12 protein-coding genes and 3 pseudogenes are annotated in these 15323 nt (G+C 65.5%); 3 read left to right on the forward strand and 12 right to left on the reverse strand.

The window, feature by feature from the left end; all coding sequences use genetic code 11:
• Positions 1-91 precede the first annotated feature (91 nt).
• The 3 genes and pseudogenes from ACTJLD_RS05775 to ACTJLD_RS05785 all read right to left on the reverse strand — a co-directional run.
• Positions 92-342: pseudogene (locus ACTJLD_RS05775) on the reverse strand (YcaO-like family protein); the annotation flags it as partial.
• Positions 284-3196, reverse strand: a pseudogene (locus tag ACTJLD_RS05780) (TOMM system kinase/cyclase fusion protein); the annotation flags it as partial. The pseudogenes ACTJLD_RS05780 and ACTJLD_RS05775, both read right to left, overlap by 59 nt.
• Positions 3193-4194 (reverse strand): FHA domain-containing protein, encoded by a 1002-nt coding sequence (locus tag ACTJLD_RS05785; RefSeq protein ID WP_027790120.1) that lies wholly within the window; start codon positions 4192-4194, stop codon positions 3193-3195. The pseudogene ACTJLD_RS05780 and the gene ACTJLD_RS05785, both read right to left, overlap by 4 nt.
• Positions 4195-5273: 1079 nt before the next feature.
• Here ACTJLD_RS05785 and ACTJLD_RS05790 point away from each other — a divergent pair.
• Together ACTJLD_RS05790 and ACTJLD_RS05795 are read left to right on the forward strand one after the other, a co-directional pair.
• Complete coding sequence (locus ACTJLD_RS05790; protein WP_440658253.1) at positions 5274-6785, forward strand: DNA-3-methyladenine glycosylase 2 family protein; 1512 nt, start codon at positions 5274-5276, stop codon at positions 6783-6785.
• A 68-nt stretch (positions 6786-6853) separates the two neighbouring features.
• Positions 6854-7504, forward strand: a complete 651-nt coding sequence (locus ACTJLD_RS05795; protein WP_333997643.1) for an alpha-ketoglutarate-dependent dioxygenase AlkB — start codon at positions 6854-6856, stop codon at positions 7502-7504.
• 180 nt (positions 7505-7684) lie between these two features.
• Here the strand turns inward: ACTJLD_RS05795 and ACTJLD_RS05800 are convergent.
• Positions 7685-7891: pseudogene (locus ACTJLD_RS05800) on the reverse strand (aromatic alcohol reductase); the annotation flags it as partial.
• 28 nt (positions 7892-7919) lie between these two features.
• Positions 7920-8318, reverse strand: coding sequence for a nuclear transport factor 2 family protein (locus ACTJLD_RS05805; protein WP_027790134.1), 399 nt, complete (start codon positions 8316-8318; stop codon positions 7920-7922).
• Positions 8319-8400: 82 nt separating this feature from the next.
• Between ACTJLD_RS05805 and ACTJLD_RS05810 the strand changes: the two genes are divergently transcribed.
• Positions 8401-9342, forward strand: coding sequence for a LysR substrate-binding domain-containing protein (locus tag ACTJLD_RS05810; RefSeq protein ID WP_440658256.1), 942 nt, complete (start codon positions 8401-8403; stop codon positions 9340-9342).
• 132 nt (positions 9343-9474) lie between these two features.
• Here ACTJLD_RS05810 and ACTJLD_RS05815 read toward each other — a convergent pair whose 3' ends face one another.
• The 7 genes from ACTJLD_RS05815 to ACTJLD_RS05845 form a co-directional block, all read right to left on the reverse strand.
• Positions 9475-9912 (reverse strand): Lrp/AsnC family transcriptional regulator, encoded by a 438-nt coding sequence (locus ACTJLD_RS05815; RefSeq protein WP_027790136.1) that lies wholly within the window; start codon positions 9910-9912, stop codon positions 9475-9477.
• A complete protein-coding gene (locus ACTJLD_RS05820) occupies positions 9909-10838 on the reverse strand; it encodes a homocysteine S-methyltransferase family protein (RefSeq protein ID WP_440658258.1) in 930 nt (309 codons plus the stop codon). Before ACTJLD_RS05820 ends, ACTJLD_RS05815 begins: the two co-directional genes overlap by 4 nt.
• A 104-nt stretch (positions 10839-10942) precedes the next feature.
• Complete coding sequence (locus ACTJLD_RS05825) at positions 10943-12112, reverse strand: trans-sulfuration enzyme family protein (RefSeq protein WP_059699166.1); 1170 nt, start codon at positions 12110-12112, stop codon at positions 10943-10945.
• 44 nt (positions 12113-12156) lie between these two features.
• Positions 12157-12852, reverse strand: a complete 696-nt coding sequence (locus tag ACTJLD_RS05830; RefSeq protein WP_124840590.1) for an ABC transporter permease — start codon at positions 12850-12852, stop codon at positions 12157-12159.
• Positions 12853-12864: 12 nt separating this feature from the next.
• Positions 12865-13542 (reverse strand): ABC transporter permease, encoded by a 678-nt coding sequence (locus tag ACTJLD_RS05835; protein ID WP_059699164.1) that lies wholly within the window; start codon positions 13540-13542, stop codon positions 12865-12867.
• Between the two features lie 71 nt (positions 13543-13613).
• Complete coding sequence (locus ACTJLD_RS05840; protein WP_059699163.1) at positions 13614-14393, reverse strand: transporter substrate-binding domain-containing protein; 780 nt, start codon at positions 14391-14393, stop codon at positions 13614-13616.
• Positions 14394-14424: 31 nt separating this feature from the next.
• Positions 14425-15222: an ABC transporter ATP-binding protein gene (locus ACTJLD_RS05845; RefSeq protein WP_034196105.1), complete on the reverse strand. Its 798-nt coding sequence runs from the start codon at positions 15220-15222 to the stop codon at positions 14425-14427.
• Positions 15223-15323: the final 101 nt, after the last annotated feature.

Raw genomic sequence — 15323 nt, forward strand, 5'->3', positions numbered from 1 at the left:
CCCGGAACCCGGCGCCACTGGCGGACGAGCGGCCAAGTCACGGAAACAGCCGTGCCGGATTCAACTCGGCTTCGCTGCGTGGCCGGGCGCACTACCCAAGATCCACCGGCACCGGGTAAAGCCGTCGTGCACCAAAACGCGGCCAGAGATGACACAGCGCCCCTGCGCCTCGACATCGAACAACTGATTGACTTCGGTCAGCGCGCGCTGCACCGCGATTCGGCCATCCGGACGGGAGCCGAAGCCGATCGAAAAGCGCCCGTCCTGCGGATTTTCCGTCGGCGCGGCTACCGTCGGCACCCCGGGATCGGTGGTGATGTCGAGCGCCCGCAAACGCCCCCCGCGCACTCGCGCGCGCGAAGTGCTCCGCGACGCCAGACGCATGCGCACCGGCGCCGCGACCGGCTTACGCCACCCGCGCGCGGCCGACGCGTGCCTGGTTGCCGCGCCGCAGCTCGGGCGGCATCGACTCATACGCTGCATCGCGAATCAACGCATGGCGGAACGAATAGACCACGCGATCGCGCCGATGTTGCGCGTACAGGATCCGTTCCTCGAGCAGCAACTGCAGGTGCGCGTCGAGCGTCGCGCGATCATGCGGCGAAGCCGCGACGAGCAGTTGCGCATCCACCTCGAGCCCGATCGTCGCGGCGAGCTGCGCGGTGTCGCGCGCGTCGTCGATCCGGTCGAACGCTCGACCGAGCATCCCGCCGAGACTGAGCGGAAGCGGACGGGGATCCGTCGTCAGCAGCCCGGCGAGCGTGCCGTCCGCGCCGCCCATCGTCAGCTCGCGCGCGACGGCCTCGATGAACAGCGGAATGCCCGCCGTGCGCCGGGCGAGCGGGTCGAGCCAGAGCGGATCGAGCTCGCCCGGGCCCAGGCATGCCGACATCAGGCGCTGCGCATCGTCGCGCGGCAGGCGGCGCAACACCAGGCGTTCGGTCGCGCCGCGCCAGCGCGCGAGCTGGTCGGGGCGCGACGTGAGCACGATGCCGAGCGCCGCCGCGCGCGGCGAACGCCGCAGGTACGCAAGAAAATCCTCGGTCGAGCGGTCGATCCACTGGACATCCTCGACGACGAACAACACCGGCGCGCCATTGCCGAGCGACACGATCAGCTGCTCGAGGACGTCGAACAATGCATGTCGTTCGCGCGCACTCGACCATGGGACCCTCGTCCCTTCGCAGGGCACCCCCAGCCAGGTCGCGAGTGCGACACGGGCCGCCGCGTGATCGCATTCGAGCGGCGCGATCATGGTGTCGATCGCCGCGAGCGCGAGATCCGCCGGGTCGTCGGCGTCGATATGCCAATGCGCGGCGATGAATCGCAGGATCGGAAACAGTGCGTGATTCTCCCGCTCGGGCAGGCACCCGCAATACGCGCAGGCAGAACCCTCGCCCCGGACGACCTCGCACAACTCGTGGACGAGGCGCGATTTGCCGAGCCCCGCGTCGCCGACGACCAGCCGCGGCACACCGTGCGGCACAGGCTCGCCGCGCATCACGCGACGATGTCGTGCGAGCGTCTCCTGCCACGCGCGCAAGAGTACGCCGAGTTCGCGCGCGCGGCCGATCATCGGTGCCCACATGCCGGCGTCGAGCGAATCGAACGGCGTATCGGCGCGCCGCTCGCCGAGCAATTCGTGAACCGGCTGCGGCACGAGGCCCGCCCGCGCGAGCCGCAACGGGGTCGGCCGACAGTCCGCATGCCGTTCGAGCGCCAGCCGCGCATCGTCACTGATCAGAATCTGTCCGGGCCCGGCAAGCCGCAGCAGCCGCGCAGCCGCGGCAGGCGTCGATACGCCCGACATATGCGACGCATGGGCGAGAACCTGCCCGACGTGAATCGCGGCGGCCACTTCAACGCGCCAGCTTGCGCCACCGGCGTCGCCGCCGGCCGCCGCAGGCACCGGCAGTCTTGCGCGCCCGGCCACCCGCACCATGTCGAGTGCCGCGCGCGCCGCGCGGCGCGCCGGCCAATCGATGTCGCCTTGCAGGCCGAAATGGAACAGCAGCGTGTCGCCGAGCCGTGCGTCGACCTGCGCGCCGTAACCGACGGCGATATCCGCGCACTTCGTCTGCCATTGCTCCTCGTAGTCGTCGAGCAGGACGTCGTGATCGACTCCGGCGTGGCGTCGCCGGCCTTCTCCGGTGATCGTCACACAACAGCACAGCGTGGTGATCTGACGGTACCCGCCCGCCGTTGCGATCGGCTCGCCGTACGGCGCGAACGGGCGCGGATGCGTCGGCCCGCTTGCGCGGCCGGCATCGAAACGGCCGACGAGCGACGCGAAGTTGAGCGTGCGGAACGCTTCCGCGAGTTCGTCGGCCGACGCAGCGCGCTGCTCCGGATTCTTGCTCAGCGCGCGCCGCAATACCGCGCCGAGCGGATGCGATGCGATCGGCGGAGGGAACGCGACATTCGCCGGGCTGAGCTGCTGATAGAGAATGTCGGCCACGCTCGCACCGCGCATGACGACCTCGCCCGTCAGGCATTCGATCACGACCAGGCCCCACGCATACAGGTCGCTTCCTGGCGTCGGCGGCTCGTTGCGCAATTGCTCGGGCGCGCAATAGGACGCCGAACCAAGCACCTCGGTCGCCAGCGTCAGGGTCTGGCGCCCGATGTCTTCCGCGCCGGGCAGCAACGCACCGATGCCGAAATCGAGGAGCTTCGCATGCGGCCCGTCGTCGGCCATCGCGATCACGATGTTCTGCGGCTTCAGGTCCCGATGCACGATGCCCCGGCGATGCGCGGCCGCGAGCGCGTCGAGCACCTCCGCCATCAGCCGGCCCGTGTCGACGGCCGACAGCGGCCCCTGTGCCGCGAGCCGGTCGCGCAAGGTCGGGCCCTGCACCAGCTCGAATACGGCGAACAGCCGGCCGTCGGGCGCTTCCCCCTTGTCCAGCAAGGCCACGATGTTCGGGTGCCGCAGCGCCTCGCACAGGCTCGTCTCGCGCTGGAAGCGCGCACGCTGGCGCGCGCGCTCCGTCGCCGTCCGCGCGGCGTGATCCCGCATCAGCTTGATCGCGACGGCTTGTCCCGTTTCGCAGCAGGTCGCGCGAAACACCACGCCATTGCCGCCTTCGCCGAGCAACGAACCGAGCCGGTAACGCCGCTTGCCGGCCAGTTCCGCAAATGGCGCGCCGGACGCGCGGGGCACGGCCGGCACCGAGACCGGTTCTCTCGAGTTCATGAGCAATGGACTACCGGGGCCGGCGCCGGACGATGCACGCCGATACGCGGCTGAGCGGGCGGCACCGACTGGCATTCGAGATGCGCGCCGCGCATGACGCGGAACGGGAAATCGCCGAACCTGACGCTGCCGCGCCGGCGCTCGACGAGCTGGCTCGCGCCCAGCCCCGGCAGGGCCGCGAACTGGCTCCGGGCGCGGTGAATCTGCACGTTGACATGGGACGTATCGATGCCGAGCATGCGCGCCAGCCGGTCGAGTTCGATCCAGCCTTGCGTGGCGGCGTCGTAGCCGGCCTGCATGTCGGCCGAGCGCGCGCGGGCAAGCGTGACGAGACTGTAGTGATGCGCGCGCTCGCCGAGGTCGACCACGCCGCCGCGAACATGCAGCAGCATGCGCACATGCTCTTCGTCCCGGCTGACGAGAAATTCGAGCAGTTGTGCCGGCACGGCCGGATCGGCGGGGGCGGCGAGCCTCATCGTCGAACCATTGCGCGCGAGTGCCAGGCGCCACGTGGCGTCGCCGGTCGATACTTCGTCGCCGTCATGGAGCGCGCGCGGCGGCAACGTGTCGTCGCACAGCCATTCGCCGGCCGGCGACCGGACGATCGTGACCGGCTGCGCGGCGCGGGCGGCCAGGATCTGGCGCGGCGCGAGCACGATCGGATGCGCAGCGCCTCGTATCGGCCACAGCGTATCGGCCGGATCGTCGAGCGCATCGACGCGCCACGGCGCGATGCCTGCCCTGCCGAACCGGATCATGTCACCCGGCTGCAGTACCGCGTGATCGCCGTGGCGTAACGGCACGCCGGACAGCGACGTGCCGTTGCTGCTGTGATCGTGGAGTTCCCACAGCCCGCCCACCCAGCGGATATGGGCGTGAACACGGGACACCGACGCATCCCGGATGACCGTATCGCAACGCGCGGCATCCCGGCCGAACACGTGATACGCGCGGAGCAGGCACGCTTCCCCGGAAGAATCGTTCATGAGTATCGCCATGGCTGCCCCGTATCGAATCCGCCCGGGTCGCTCGAGTGACGCATCGACGCCCAGGCAAACGATTGCTTCAATGAACGCGAACGATGTCGCCCGTTCGCCGCCTCGTTATCCGTTTCTTCGTCAGCTTCCTTTCGGATCGTTGCTCATCCGGCACGTGTTGTTTCGACTGATTGAATGGCCGGCTGTATTGTTGCCTTGAAATCGAGCAACCTGATGAAAATCCTGCCAAATAAAATCATGCATCGCAATCGGAATACTCAACTCTCTCCTTGATATTGCAATGCTTTACATTTTCGGCCGATTTTTAGATCGCATATAAAGGGTCGCAAATGCGAATCGCCCCCAGAGCCCTGACAGGCTTACCTGAAGCGGACGCAGCCACATTGAATGACGAGGCGAACTTAAATACCTTTGCCGGCGCGGATGTTTTGTTTGATTAAAAGGAAATAAATTAAATAGTTTCGGCGATTTAAATAATTATCCTCGATGTTTTGGCGAATTGCATTACAAGAGTTACTGCGGGATTAAGGTGTCGCATCCGATGTTTCGGGGGTGTCGGCGGGCAAGCGGGTACCGGCACGCCGCCGCGTCACGATCGATTGCCGGCAACGGCTGGACGCAGGCAAGGCGTCGACGATCCGATCGCCGTGATCGCCTCGCCAGGAGGCCGATGGAACGCATCGGCAACAACCACCGCCGCAAGCGGCAGGCGCGCAAAGAAATGGGGCCGCTATGGCCCATGCCACTCACGGCTTGATCATCTGGCCTGCGCGTAGCGACACCTTGCCGGGGAGAGGTCGCGCGGCAACTCCGATTCTTGCGAGGGAACGAGAATGCGCCGTCGTGAGGGCCGGTCCGTTTTATGAGCGCACGGCACTGCCTCACGCCCGATCCAGGTTCCCGATCACCTTGAAGTCAAGCGCATACCGCGTTCCGTGAGGTTGGCGGGACCGAACCGCGCAATCATTTTCTGCCGTCCCGGATGCTCGAGATGCCCGATGTTTGGCGGCGCAAAGCCGACAGACCACATGTCCGAAAATGGCGCACGTCGTGGGCGCGCGGGATATACGATGTCACCCATGCCTACCCCCATCGACACCCCCGACAGCGACGCCTGCTACCTGGCGCTGAAGGCGCACGACGCGCGCTTCGACGGCTCCTTTTTCGCGGCCGTCACCAGCACCGGCATCTACTGTCGTCCGGTGTGTCGCGTGAAGACACCGCGTCGCGAGAACCTCCGCTTCTACCGTCACGCGGCAGAGGCAGAAGCGGCCGGTTTCAGGCCCTGCTTGCGTTGCCGCCCCGAATTGGCTCCGCGCGCGGCATCCTGGAGCACGGAGGACGCTTCGCGCATCCTGGCCCTGCAGGCCGCAAGATTGATGGATGAACCCGACGCATGGCGGCACATGACCTCCGCGCCCCCGACCTTCGGGCAGTCGAGCGGCGGCTTGATGCCGCGCATTGCGCAACGGCTGGGTGTGACCGACCGCCATTTGCGCCGCATTTTCGACGCACACTTTGGCGTGTCGCCGCTTCAGTACCTTCAAACACGCCGGCTGTTGGCGGCCAAGCAGTTGATTGCCGACACCCGATTGCCGATGAGCCAGGTCGCGGCGTCCAGCGGCTTTTCCAGCGTCCGACGCTTCAACGATGCCTTCTCGCGCCACTACGGCCTGAATCCCAGCGCCTTGCGCCGGGCCAGATCCGCGTCCGATGGACAAGGCGTGACCGTGCGACTCGGCTGGCGGCCTCCCTATGACGTACAGGCAATGGTGGGCTTTTTGCGCCTGCGCGCGTTGCCCGGCGTCGAGCAGGTCGCGGGCCTGGAATACACGCGAACGCTGCGGCTTGTGCAAGGTGCGCAGGCGCGTAGCGGCTGGTTGCGCGCTCGCTTCGACGAAGATCGCGCGCAGGCCGTGCTGACGATCAGCGATTCATTGGCCGCCGCCCTGCCGGCGCTGATCAACCGTGTGCGCGCCGCGTTCGATCTGGACGCCGACCCGATCGCCATCCACGCGGCTCTGCACGCCGCGTTCCCGTTGGGCGAGGGCTTGCGCGTGCCGGGCACACTGGACGGCTTCGAGCTAGCGGTGCGCGCCGTGCTGGGCCAGCAGGTCACCGTGGCCGCTGCACGCACACTGGGCGCGCGACTGGTTGCGGCCTTCGGCGATCCGATCGAAACGCCTGTCGCGGGTCTGCATCGTCTCTTTCCCACGCCTGCTGCCCTGGCGGCCGCCACCGGCGATGAGCTCGGCCGCCTGGGCATCACGCGGCAACGCCAGACCGCGCTGCATGCGCTGGCGCACGCCGTGCTGGACGGGCGCATCGCTTTGCACCCCGGCGTAGACGTCGCTGCGACTTGCGCCGAATTGTGCGCGCTGCCCGGCATCGGCGACTGGACGGCGCAGTACATCGCCATGCGCGCGCTGCGTTGGCCCGACGCCTTTCCCGCCGGCGACGTCGCGTTGCAAAAGGCCCTGGGTGTGGGTAGCGCCCGTGCCGCAGCACAAGCCGCCGAGAAATGGCGGCCCTGGCGCGGCTATTCGGTGCTGCGTGCGTGGCATGCGATGAATCACGGTGCTTCGGCCTGACTACGACTCATATCGACACCTTTCCCGGCCGCGTGACTCGTCACCACCTGAAGCGATCAACTTGCACGATGAATTCAATCACACGGATCCCGAGCACGGTACCTGCACAGAGCGATTTGTTCGGAAGCAGCGACGCCGAATTCTCGATAGACGAGTCCTTTCGATCGGCAAGGCGTTTCGATCTCGACGCTCATTCCTGGATCGAAATCGTGCCCGGATGGATTTCAGGGGCGTCGCAGCTCTATGAGCAGTTGCGCAACAGCGTTCCGTGGCTGGAGCACGATCGGCGCATGTTCAACCAGGTGTTTCGCGAGCCGCGCATGACGGCGGTCTACAAGCATGTCGCCGATGTGCCCGACGCGCGCCTGCTGCAGGCCGTCCGTGCGCTGTCGCGTCACTACGGCGTGGAATACGACGGCCTGTGGATGAACCTCTATCGCAACGGGCAAGACAGTACAGGCTGGCATCGCGACCACGGCTCGTGCCGGAAGCACGACTGCATCGTGCCCGTCCTGACGCTCGGCACGATACGCCGGTTCCTGATCAAGCCGATCAAGGGCGGCCGCTCCATGACCTTCAAACCGTCTTCCGGAGACTTGGTGGTGATGGGAGGGCGCGCGCAGCAAGACTGGGTGCACTGCGTGCCCAAGGAACCGGAAATCGAGGGCACGCGGATCAGCGTCAACTTCATGAGCTCGGCGCAGGGCGTGAGGGATTAGCACGCGAAGCCGCCGAGGTCTGGCGGCATGACGTCTCTCGACACGAAGACAATCCGCATGGATATTCATCCGGGCCGAGTGCGCGTGGATGCCGACTGACCGCTGCGCATTGGTGTGGGGTTGACCCTGTCGTTCCGGACAAAGCCTCGCACTGCGGTTGATGAATCCACGGCGTGTCAAGACAATGATGGCGTGGCGTCGATTGACCGTCCCACTCTCGCCCCATGCGCCCCCTCGCCGTTGAGCAAAAGCCGCACGATACTTGCGCATCATATCGTTCGGGTCGCGCGCCAGCTCATCCAGCAAATACCGCTCGCTCCACACCGAACGGCTGAACGGCCGGCCGAGGCCCGCTTGCAGCTTGTCGGCGACCTCCCCGTAAACCAGCCCTCGGTATTGAGCGACATCGATTCCGCTACGCGTACTTGTCGCCGACCGTACTCCGAATCGGATGGGTGTCGTAGACGATGATCATCCGTTCGATGAGCCCCGCGATGTCGAACTCGAACACGTCGACGCACTCGAAGCGCACCGCCGATCCGTCTTTCAGGCCCCAGTCGTAGATAAAGTAACCTGTCGCACGTCGAGCCCCACTCGCGCTGACGCAGATATCGATCGGTGTAATCTTGCTTTCTCCCGACGCGGCAGCGACCTTCGAAAAAAAGGCCTCAGGATGCATCCAGCCGAGAAATGGCGAGAAAATCTGCGCGTCCGGCGTAAATAGCGCGCAGATGGCACCGACATCGCCTCGCTCCAGTTCCCGAAGGTACGCGCGAACCTGTTCCGTATATAGTGATCCCGACGTTGAGTCCAAAATTATCCTCCGATCATTCGTTGACAACCCCGTTCATTCGCAAGAACAGGGCATCCGGTAGACGCACGATAGCGACGCACCGATGACCGAACAATCGAAAAATGTGCAATCCGGGTATGCAGCGCATGCATATCCGCTGGCTGACCTGACGCGGCCCCTCCCACCGTTGGCAGCGATTCAGTCATTCGTCGCCGCGGCGCAGCTTGGCAGCGTCAGCAAGGCGGCGGCTCATCTATGCCGTACGCAAGGCGCGGTGAGCCGCCAGATACAGCAGTTGGAAACGCATTATCGATGCGCGCTCTTTGTGCGCCACGTATCGGGTCTGACGTTGACAGCAGAAGGAAATGGACTGCTGACGGTCGCGGTCAACGTGCTCACGCAGTTGGTTCAGCACGCAGACTTCCATGCGCGGACGACTTCAGTTCTCACCTTGAAGTTGCCGTCCACGTTCGCCATTCGCTGGTTGCTCCCGCGGCTGCCGGACATTCATCGCGCCATGAGCGGGACGGAGCTTCGTATTTCGACATCCGCGGACGATACGCCGGATTTCACTACGTCCGACGTCGATGCCGTCATTGTGCGAGGCACAGGACAGTGGACCGGTATGGAAGCGGTACCGCTGTTTTCCGAGACGCTCACGCCGATGTGCGCGCCCACATTGGCAACATCACTGCGATCCGTTGCCGACCTTGCGCATGTCGATTTGCTCCATCCCGGGCCCAGCCACGCGGAGTGGAGATGCTGGCTCGATCATGTTGGGGCGCTCCAGATCGATGCAGAACGTGGACTTGTATTCGATACCCTCGAATTGACGCTCGCGGCATCGATGGATGGACACGGAATTGCAATCGGCGACCCACGAATGGCACGAGACCGGCTCCGTGCCGGATCGCTGGTGACGCCGTTTGAGAACGTGGTTCAGGACGGTCTTTCCTACTTCCTCGTATATCCGTCCCAACGTGCGGCACAACCGAAAATTCGAGCCCTCGCCGACATCTTGCTGCGGCTTGCGCGAGAAGACTGATCGATAGGCGAGAGTCCGATACCCGGGCAGGGCCGACAGTCGGAAGTTGCAGCCGAAGTACAGGCGAATGACAGGATCGGGTCATGATCGGCAAGCTACCCCACCTGCTCCTTTCCCGTCGCGCCAGTTTGGTCAACGCTTGTGGACAACCGAATCGAGCACGAAGCTGGTCGTCATGTTCTGCACACCGTCCATCGCACTGATCGTCGCCCAGATGTCGCTGACGCGCTCGTGTGTGGCGGCCTCTATCTGTACGAGCAAATCGACCTCGCCGCTGAGCACCGCGCAATCGCGCACCTCGGCGATCCGCTCGAGTGCGGCAAGCACGTCTGCACCGCGCATCCGGTCCTTGCGGTAAACCAGCATCACGGCGCGCACCGGCACGACCTCATCGGGCAATGCGAGCCGCACCGTATAGCCTGCAATGATGTTCAGTGCTTCGAGCCGGTCGATCCGGTTCCGGACCGCTTGCCTGGACAAACCGATCCTGTCGGCCAGCACCGCGAGCGGAATCCGCGCATCGGCACACAACGCGTCGATTATCTTCTGGTCCAGGCCGTCGATCTTCATTCGCCGAGCCCGGTGTGCCGGGCACCGCGTGCATCGACCGCGTCGCGCAATGCCGCGATGTGGCCGGGGCCGATTCCGCAGCATCCGCCGACGATCCGCGCGCCCAGCGCAAGCCACTGCTCCGCCCATCTTGCATAGCCGGGCGGATCGATGTCGCCGCGCAAACCGTGGAGTTCCTCGTTCGCACGCGCATCGGCGCGCTGAGGCGGAAACGCGTTCGCATAGGCGCCGATCACGAGCGACGTTCCCGTTCGCGCAAGCCCGCGCTGCACCGTCTCGATCGCCGCACCCATCGCCTCCGGTTGGCTGCAATTGAACAGCAGCGCGGTCGCGCGCGCGGACACGGCGGCGTCGATCGCTTCGCCGAGCGTCTGCCCCGATCGCAATACCGGCGTGGCGCCTGCTTCGACGTCATCGCGCAGCGTGAACGAGACCCAGAGCGGCTTCGGATTCTCACCCAGCGCTCGCCGGACCGCGCCGATCTCGTCGGTCAGGCTCTGCGTCTCGGCCAGCCACAGGTCGACGTAGGGATCGAGCCCATCGACGAGCGTCGCCAAGATGGCATCGGCGCGCGCCGCGTCGAACAGGTCGGGGCGGTAGGAACCGCCAGTCGGCGGAAGCGATCCTGCGACGCGCACGGGCCGCCCTGCGCGGTCCGCCGCTTGCCGCGCGAGTTGCCCGGCAAGGGCCGCGAGCGCGACTCCGTCGCGACGGAACCGCTCCTCGCCGATATGGAACGGCACGACCTCATAGCTGTTTGCGGTAATCACGTCGGCACCCGCCGCGACGAATGCGTCGTGCGCAAGGCCGACGTAATGCGGCGCTTCCATCAGCGCGAGTGCCGACCACTCCGGCTGCCTGAACGGCGCCCCCATCCGCGCCAGTTCGCGCCCCATGCCGCCGTCGAGTACTGTGATGTCATGCATAGTCCGTGCTCCGTCGTTGCAATCCGCGCATCTCGTGCCCGAATCGATTCAAAGGTCGGCGCGACGCACACGAGACGTCGATCGAGCGTGCGCACCGGTCCGTGTCAGATCTGCTCCAATGCTTGCGCGATATCGCTTTTCAGGTCGTCGATGTGCTCGATGCCGACCGAATAGCGGATGAAATTGAGCGGAATGTCGGCAGCGCGCATTTGCTCCGCCGACATCGTGCCCGCCCACATGGATGCCGTATGGATCGCGAGCGAATCGACGCCGCCGAGATTGCCTGCATTCAGCGGCAAGCGCAGCGCCTCGACAAAGCGCTGCGCTTCGCCGTAGCCTCCCCGCACGCCGAACGCCACCACACCGCCGAAGCCGCGCATCTGCCGGCATGCGAGTCCGTGCTGCGGATGGCTGCGCAGGCCCGGATAAAACACGCGTTCGATCTTCGCGTGCGCTTCGAGGAATTCGGCGAGCGCCTGAGCGTTCGCGTTGATCCGCTCGACGCGCATCGGCAGCGTGCGCAGCCCGCGCAGCAGCAGCCACGCGTCCATCGGGGACAGCACCGAGCCGAGCGTGATGTGCGTATGCCAGATCTGCTCTGCGAGCACGCGGCTCGTACAGATCACGCCGCCGGTCAGGTCGTGATGACCGCCCAGATACTTGGTCGCGCTGTGCACGACGATGTCGACACCGAGCCGGTGCGGCTGCTGATTGACCGGCGACGCGAACGTGTTGTCCGCGAGCGTCAGGATGCCGCGTGCCCTTGCGATTTCAGTCACCGCGGCGATGTCGGTCACGAGCAGCAGCGGATTGACCGGCGACTCGAGCACGATCAGCCGCGTATTCGGCCGGATCGCACGATCGAACGCGACCACGTCGGTCTGGTCGACGAACGTCACCTCGACACCGAACCGGCGCAGCATGTCGTCGAGCATTTTCGTGGTGCTCATGTAATGACGCGTCTGTCCGACGACGTGATCGCCGGCCTTCACGACACTGAGGATCGCGGTCGCGATCGCGCCCATTCCGGATGCGGTGACGAGCGCGGTCTCGGTGCCCTCGAGCTCCGCCATGACCGCCTTTACGCGCTCGTGAACGGGATTGCCGTAGCGGGTGTAGTTGCGCGGATGCTGCGGCACGCTCGACATCTCCGCGAATTCCTCGCTGCCGGCTGCCTTGAACACCGCCGAATAGTGGATCGCCGGCGCGACCGACTTCTCGTCGGTCACGTCGCGGTCCGCAGCCAGCGCCAGCGTTTCAAGCTTGTATCCCATGTCGTCCTCGGATCGTTGGTTGTGTCGCGTTCATTCGGCGCCTGTCAAGCACGCGCGCTGTCCAGATGGCGATTCAGCAGGCCTTCGATGCGTTTGAGCACGGTCGAAAGCACCGCCGTGATGCCGACGTACACGATGCCGGCCAGCATCAGCGCATCGGTCGTATAGGTTTCGATCGCGATGCGGCGTGCGACACCGGTCAGGTCGAGCACGGTGATCGTGCTGGCAAGCGCGGTCGACTTCAGCTGCAGCACGATCTCGTTGCCGAGCGTCGGCGCGACGATGCCGATCGCGCGCGGCACGATCACGAACCAGGTGAGCATGAAGCGGCTCATCCCGAACGCGAGCGCGGCTTCCTTCTCGCCGGCGGGGACGCCGGCGATCCCGCCCCGGATGTCTTCCGCCATGTACGCCGCGAGATTGAGCGTCAGCGCGCACAACGCACACGAGAACGATCCGCCGACCAGCAGCCACAGAGGCGACGCACGCACGATGGAGAACTGCGCGAGCCCGTAATACAGCACGAAAATCTGCACCAGCAGCGGCGTGCCGCGAAACACCGACATGAACAGGCGGCTCGGTGTCGACAGCCACCGGCACGCCGACGTGCGCGCGACCGCCAGCGGCACCGCGAGCGCGAACGCAAGCGTGCAGGACAGCACCAGCAGCTCGAGCGTGATCCATATGCCGCGCGCGACGTCCGGGCCGGACTGCACGATGAGGGAAAGAAAGTCGTTCATCACGTGGCCCCGTCAGGTGCGTTTTGCGTAACCGCGGCCCGCGATGCGCTCGAGCCACGCGAACACGGGGTTGGATACGGCGAGAAAGCCGAAATAGACGATGCCGACCGTCACGTAGAAGACGAATGGCTGCTTGGTGAACTGCGCGGCGATGTTGGCCTTGCGCAGCATGTCCTCGAGCCCGACGATCGACACCAGCGACGTGTCCTTCAGCAAGTTCTGCCACATGTTGTTCAGGCTCGGCAGGCAGATGCGCCACGCCTGCGGCAGACGCACGTGCCACAGTGTCTGCAGGCGTGTCATCCCGTACGCGCGCGCGGCCTCGATCTGTCCGGCCGGCACCGCGATGAACGCGCCGCGGAACATCTCCGACGAGTAGGCGCCGAACACCACGGCGAGCGCGATCACGCCGGCCGAGAACGGGCTGATGACGATGGCGCCATCGAATTGCGCGTTGAGCAGATGCGACAGCCCGAAGTAGCAGATCAACAGGATCAGGAACTCGGGAATGCCGCGCAGGAAATTGGTCAGCGCATAGGTCGCATGTCTGAGCCACCCCAGGCTCGACAGCTTTGCCGATGCGCCGGCGATGCCGAGCAACATGCCGACGCACAGCGCGGCGACCGCGAGCTCCAGCGTGACGAGCGCGCCAGCCGCGATCTGCGCGCCGTAGTTCACCAAGATGTCCATCGTAATATCGCTCCTTGTGAGCCCGATTCGCGCAGGCCGCCGTCCGGCGACCGCGCGGTCCCGATACGCGGTTATTGCGGCGCGATGCTGAACGGGAAATAGCGCTTGTTGGCTGCGGCGAACGTGCCATCCGCCTGCACCTGCGCGATGCCCTTGTCGAACAGCGCCTTCAGCGGCGCGTCGCCCTTGCGTACCGCGATCGCCGTACCGTCGCCGAAGATCTCCGCATCGGCGATCGGCTTGCCGACGAAGTCGAAGCCTTCCTTCCTGCCGGCCTTCGTCAGCCAGTCGTACGCGACCGTGTTGTCGGCGAACACCGCATCGACGCGCCCTGCCTCGAGATCGAGCCAGGCCTCGTCGAGTGTCTGATAGACCTTCACGTTGATCCCCGACTTGCTCGCCGGCAGGCGGCGGCGCAGATAGGATTCGTGCGTCGAGGCCGTCTGAACGCCGATCGTCTTGCCACGCAGCGTGGCGGCGTTGTCCGTGATGCCCGAGCCCTGCTTCGCGACGAGCTGCACGGGCGCCGTCGTGAAAATGCGCGAGAAGTCCACCGACTGCTCGCGCTCCGGCGTCTTCGACATCTGCGCGAGCACCGCATCGATCTGCTTCGCCTTGAGCGCCGGAATCAGCGCGTCGAAATCCATCGTCACCCACTGGCACTTGACCTTCATCGTGTCGCACATCTTCTTGCCGACGTCGATCTCCATGCCCTGCAGCTTGCCGGATGCATCCTTGTATTCGAACGGCGCGTAATCGGCGAGCGTGCCGATCCGCACGACCTGCTCGGCGTGCGCGACCGAGCCGAGCAATGCCGCGCCCACGCACAGCGACTGAAGCAGCTTCTTCATGGTTTCCTCTCCGGTTGACAATGAATCCGCATCAGATGATGCTGGACAGAAACTTCTGGAAACGCGGCGACTTCTGGCTCGCGAACACCTCATCGGGACTGCCGTCTTCCTCGATTCTTCCCTGATGGACGAACACGACCCGGTTCGCGACTTCACGTGCAAACCCCATCTCGTGCGTGACGACGAGCATCGTGCGTCCCTCGTCGGCCAGCGAGCGCATCACTTTCAACACTTCACCGACGAGCTCGGGATCGAGCGCGGACGTCGGCTCGTCGAACAGCATCACGTCGGGGTCGGTCGCGAGTGCACGTGCAATTGCGACGCGCTGCTGCTGGCCGCCCGACAGCTGGTTCGGATAGTGTTCGCACTTGCCGGCGAGCCCGACCCGTTCGAGCATCGCGATCGCCTTGTCGCGGGCGTCGCGCTTCGGCACGCCGAGCACGCGCACCGGCACGAACATCACGTTCTGCAGCACGGTCATGTGCGCCCAGAGATTGAACTGCTGGAACACCATCGCGAGCTTGCGGCGCACGCGCATCACCTGCTGCGCATCGGCCGCGACGAGCGCGCCGTCGCGTCCCGCCGGCTTCAGCGCGAGCGTTTCGCCGTTCACGCAGATCCGGCCGCGGTCGGGCATTTCCAGCAGGTTGATGCATCTGAGGAACGTACTCTTGCCTGACCCGCTGCTGCCGAGGATCGACACGACCTCGTGATTCCTCGCGGTCAGCGAGATGCCCTTCAGCACCTCGACACCGCCGAACGACTTGTGAATATCCTCGACCACCAGCGCGTCCGCCGCCGGTTTGCATGCAGGAATTGCTGCTGGCATCCTCGACTCCTTCTTCGATACGTTGCTCACCACACCGCTCCGGTTCGCGCCGCGCCGGCCCGCCAGGTGCCGGCGCGGCGCATCAGCTCGACAGAAGCCGG

Source organism: Burkholderia sp. 22088 (assembly GCF_052045915.1).
Lineage (GTDB): Bacteria > Pseudomonadota > Gammaproteobacteria > Burkholderiales > Burkholderiaceae > Burkholderia > Burkholderia cepacia.

Excerpts from the sequence above, each read along its gene's own strand:
- ACTJLD_RS05785 (WP_027790120.1), bottom strand. The coding sequence starts at position 4,194 with ATGGCGATACTCATGAACGATTCTTCCGGGGAAGCGTGCCTGCTCCGC.
- ACTJLD_RS05790 (WP_440658253.1), top strand. The coding sequence starts at position 5,274 with ATGCCTACCCCCATCGACACCCCCGACAGCGACGCCTGCTACCTGGCG.
- ACTJLD_RS05795 (WP_333997643.1), top strand. The coding sequence starts at position 6,854 with ATGAATTCAATCACACGGATCCCGAGCACGGTACCTGCACAGAGCGAT.
- ACTJLD_RS05810 (WP_440658256.1), top strand. The coding sequence starts at position 8,401 with ATGACCGAACAATCGAAAAATGTGCAATCCGGGTATGCAGCGCATGCA.
- ACTJLD_RS05815 (WP_027790136.1), bottom strand. The coding sequence starts at position 9,912 with ATGAAGATCGACGGCCTGGACCAGAAGATAATCGACGCGTTGTGTGCC.
- ACTJLD_RS05820 (WP_440658258.1), bottom strand. The coding sequence starts at position 10,838 with ATGCATGACATCACAGTACTCGACGGCGGCATGGGGCGCGAACTGGCG.
- ACTJLD_RS05825 (WP_059699166.1), bottom strand. The coding sequence starts at position 12,112 with ATGGGATACAAGCTTGAAACGCTGGCGCTGGCTGCGGACCGCGACGTG.
- ACTJLD_RS05830 (WP_124840590.1), bottom strand. The coding sequence starts at position 12,852 with ATGAACGACTTTCTTTCCCTCATCGTGCAGTCCGGCCCGGACGTCGCG.
- ACTJLD_RS05835 (WP_059699164.1), bottom strand. The coding sequence starts at position 13,542 with ATGGACATCTTGGTGAACTACGGCGCGCAGATCGCGGCTGGCGCGCTC.
- ACTJLD_RS05840 (WP_059699163.1), bottom strand. The coding sequence starts at position 14,393 with ATGAAGAAGCTGCTTCAGTCGCTGTGCGTGGGCGCGGCATTGCTCGGC.
- ACTJLD_RS05845 (WP_034196105.1), bottom strand. The coding sequence starts at position 15,222 with ATGCCAGCAGCAATTCCTGCATGCAAACCGGCGGCGGACGCGCTGGTG.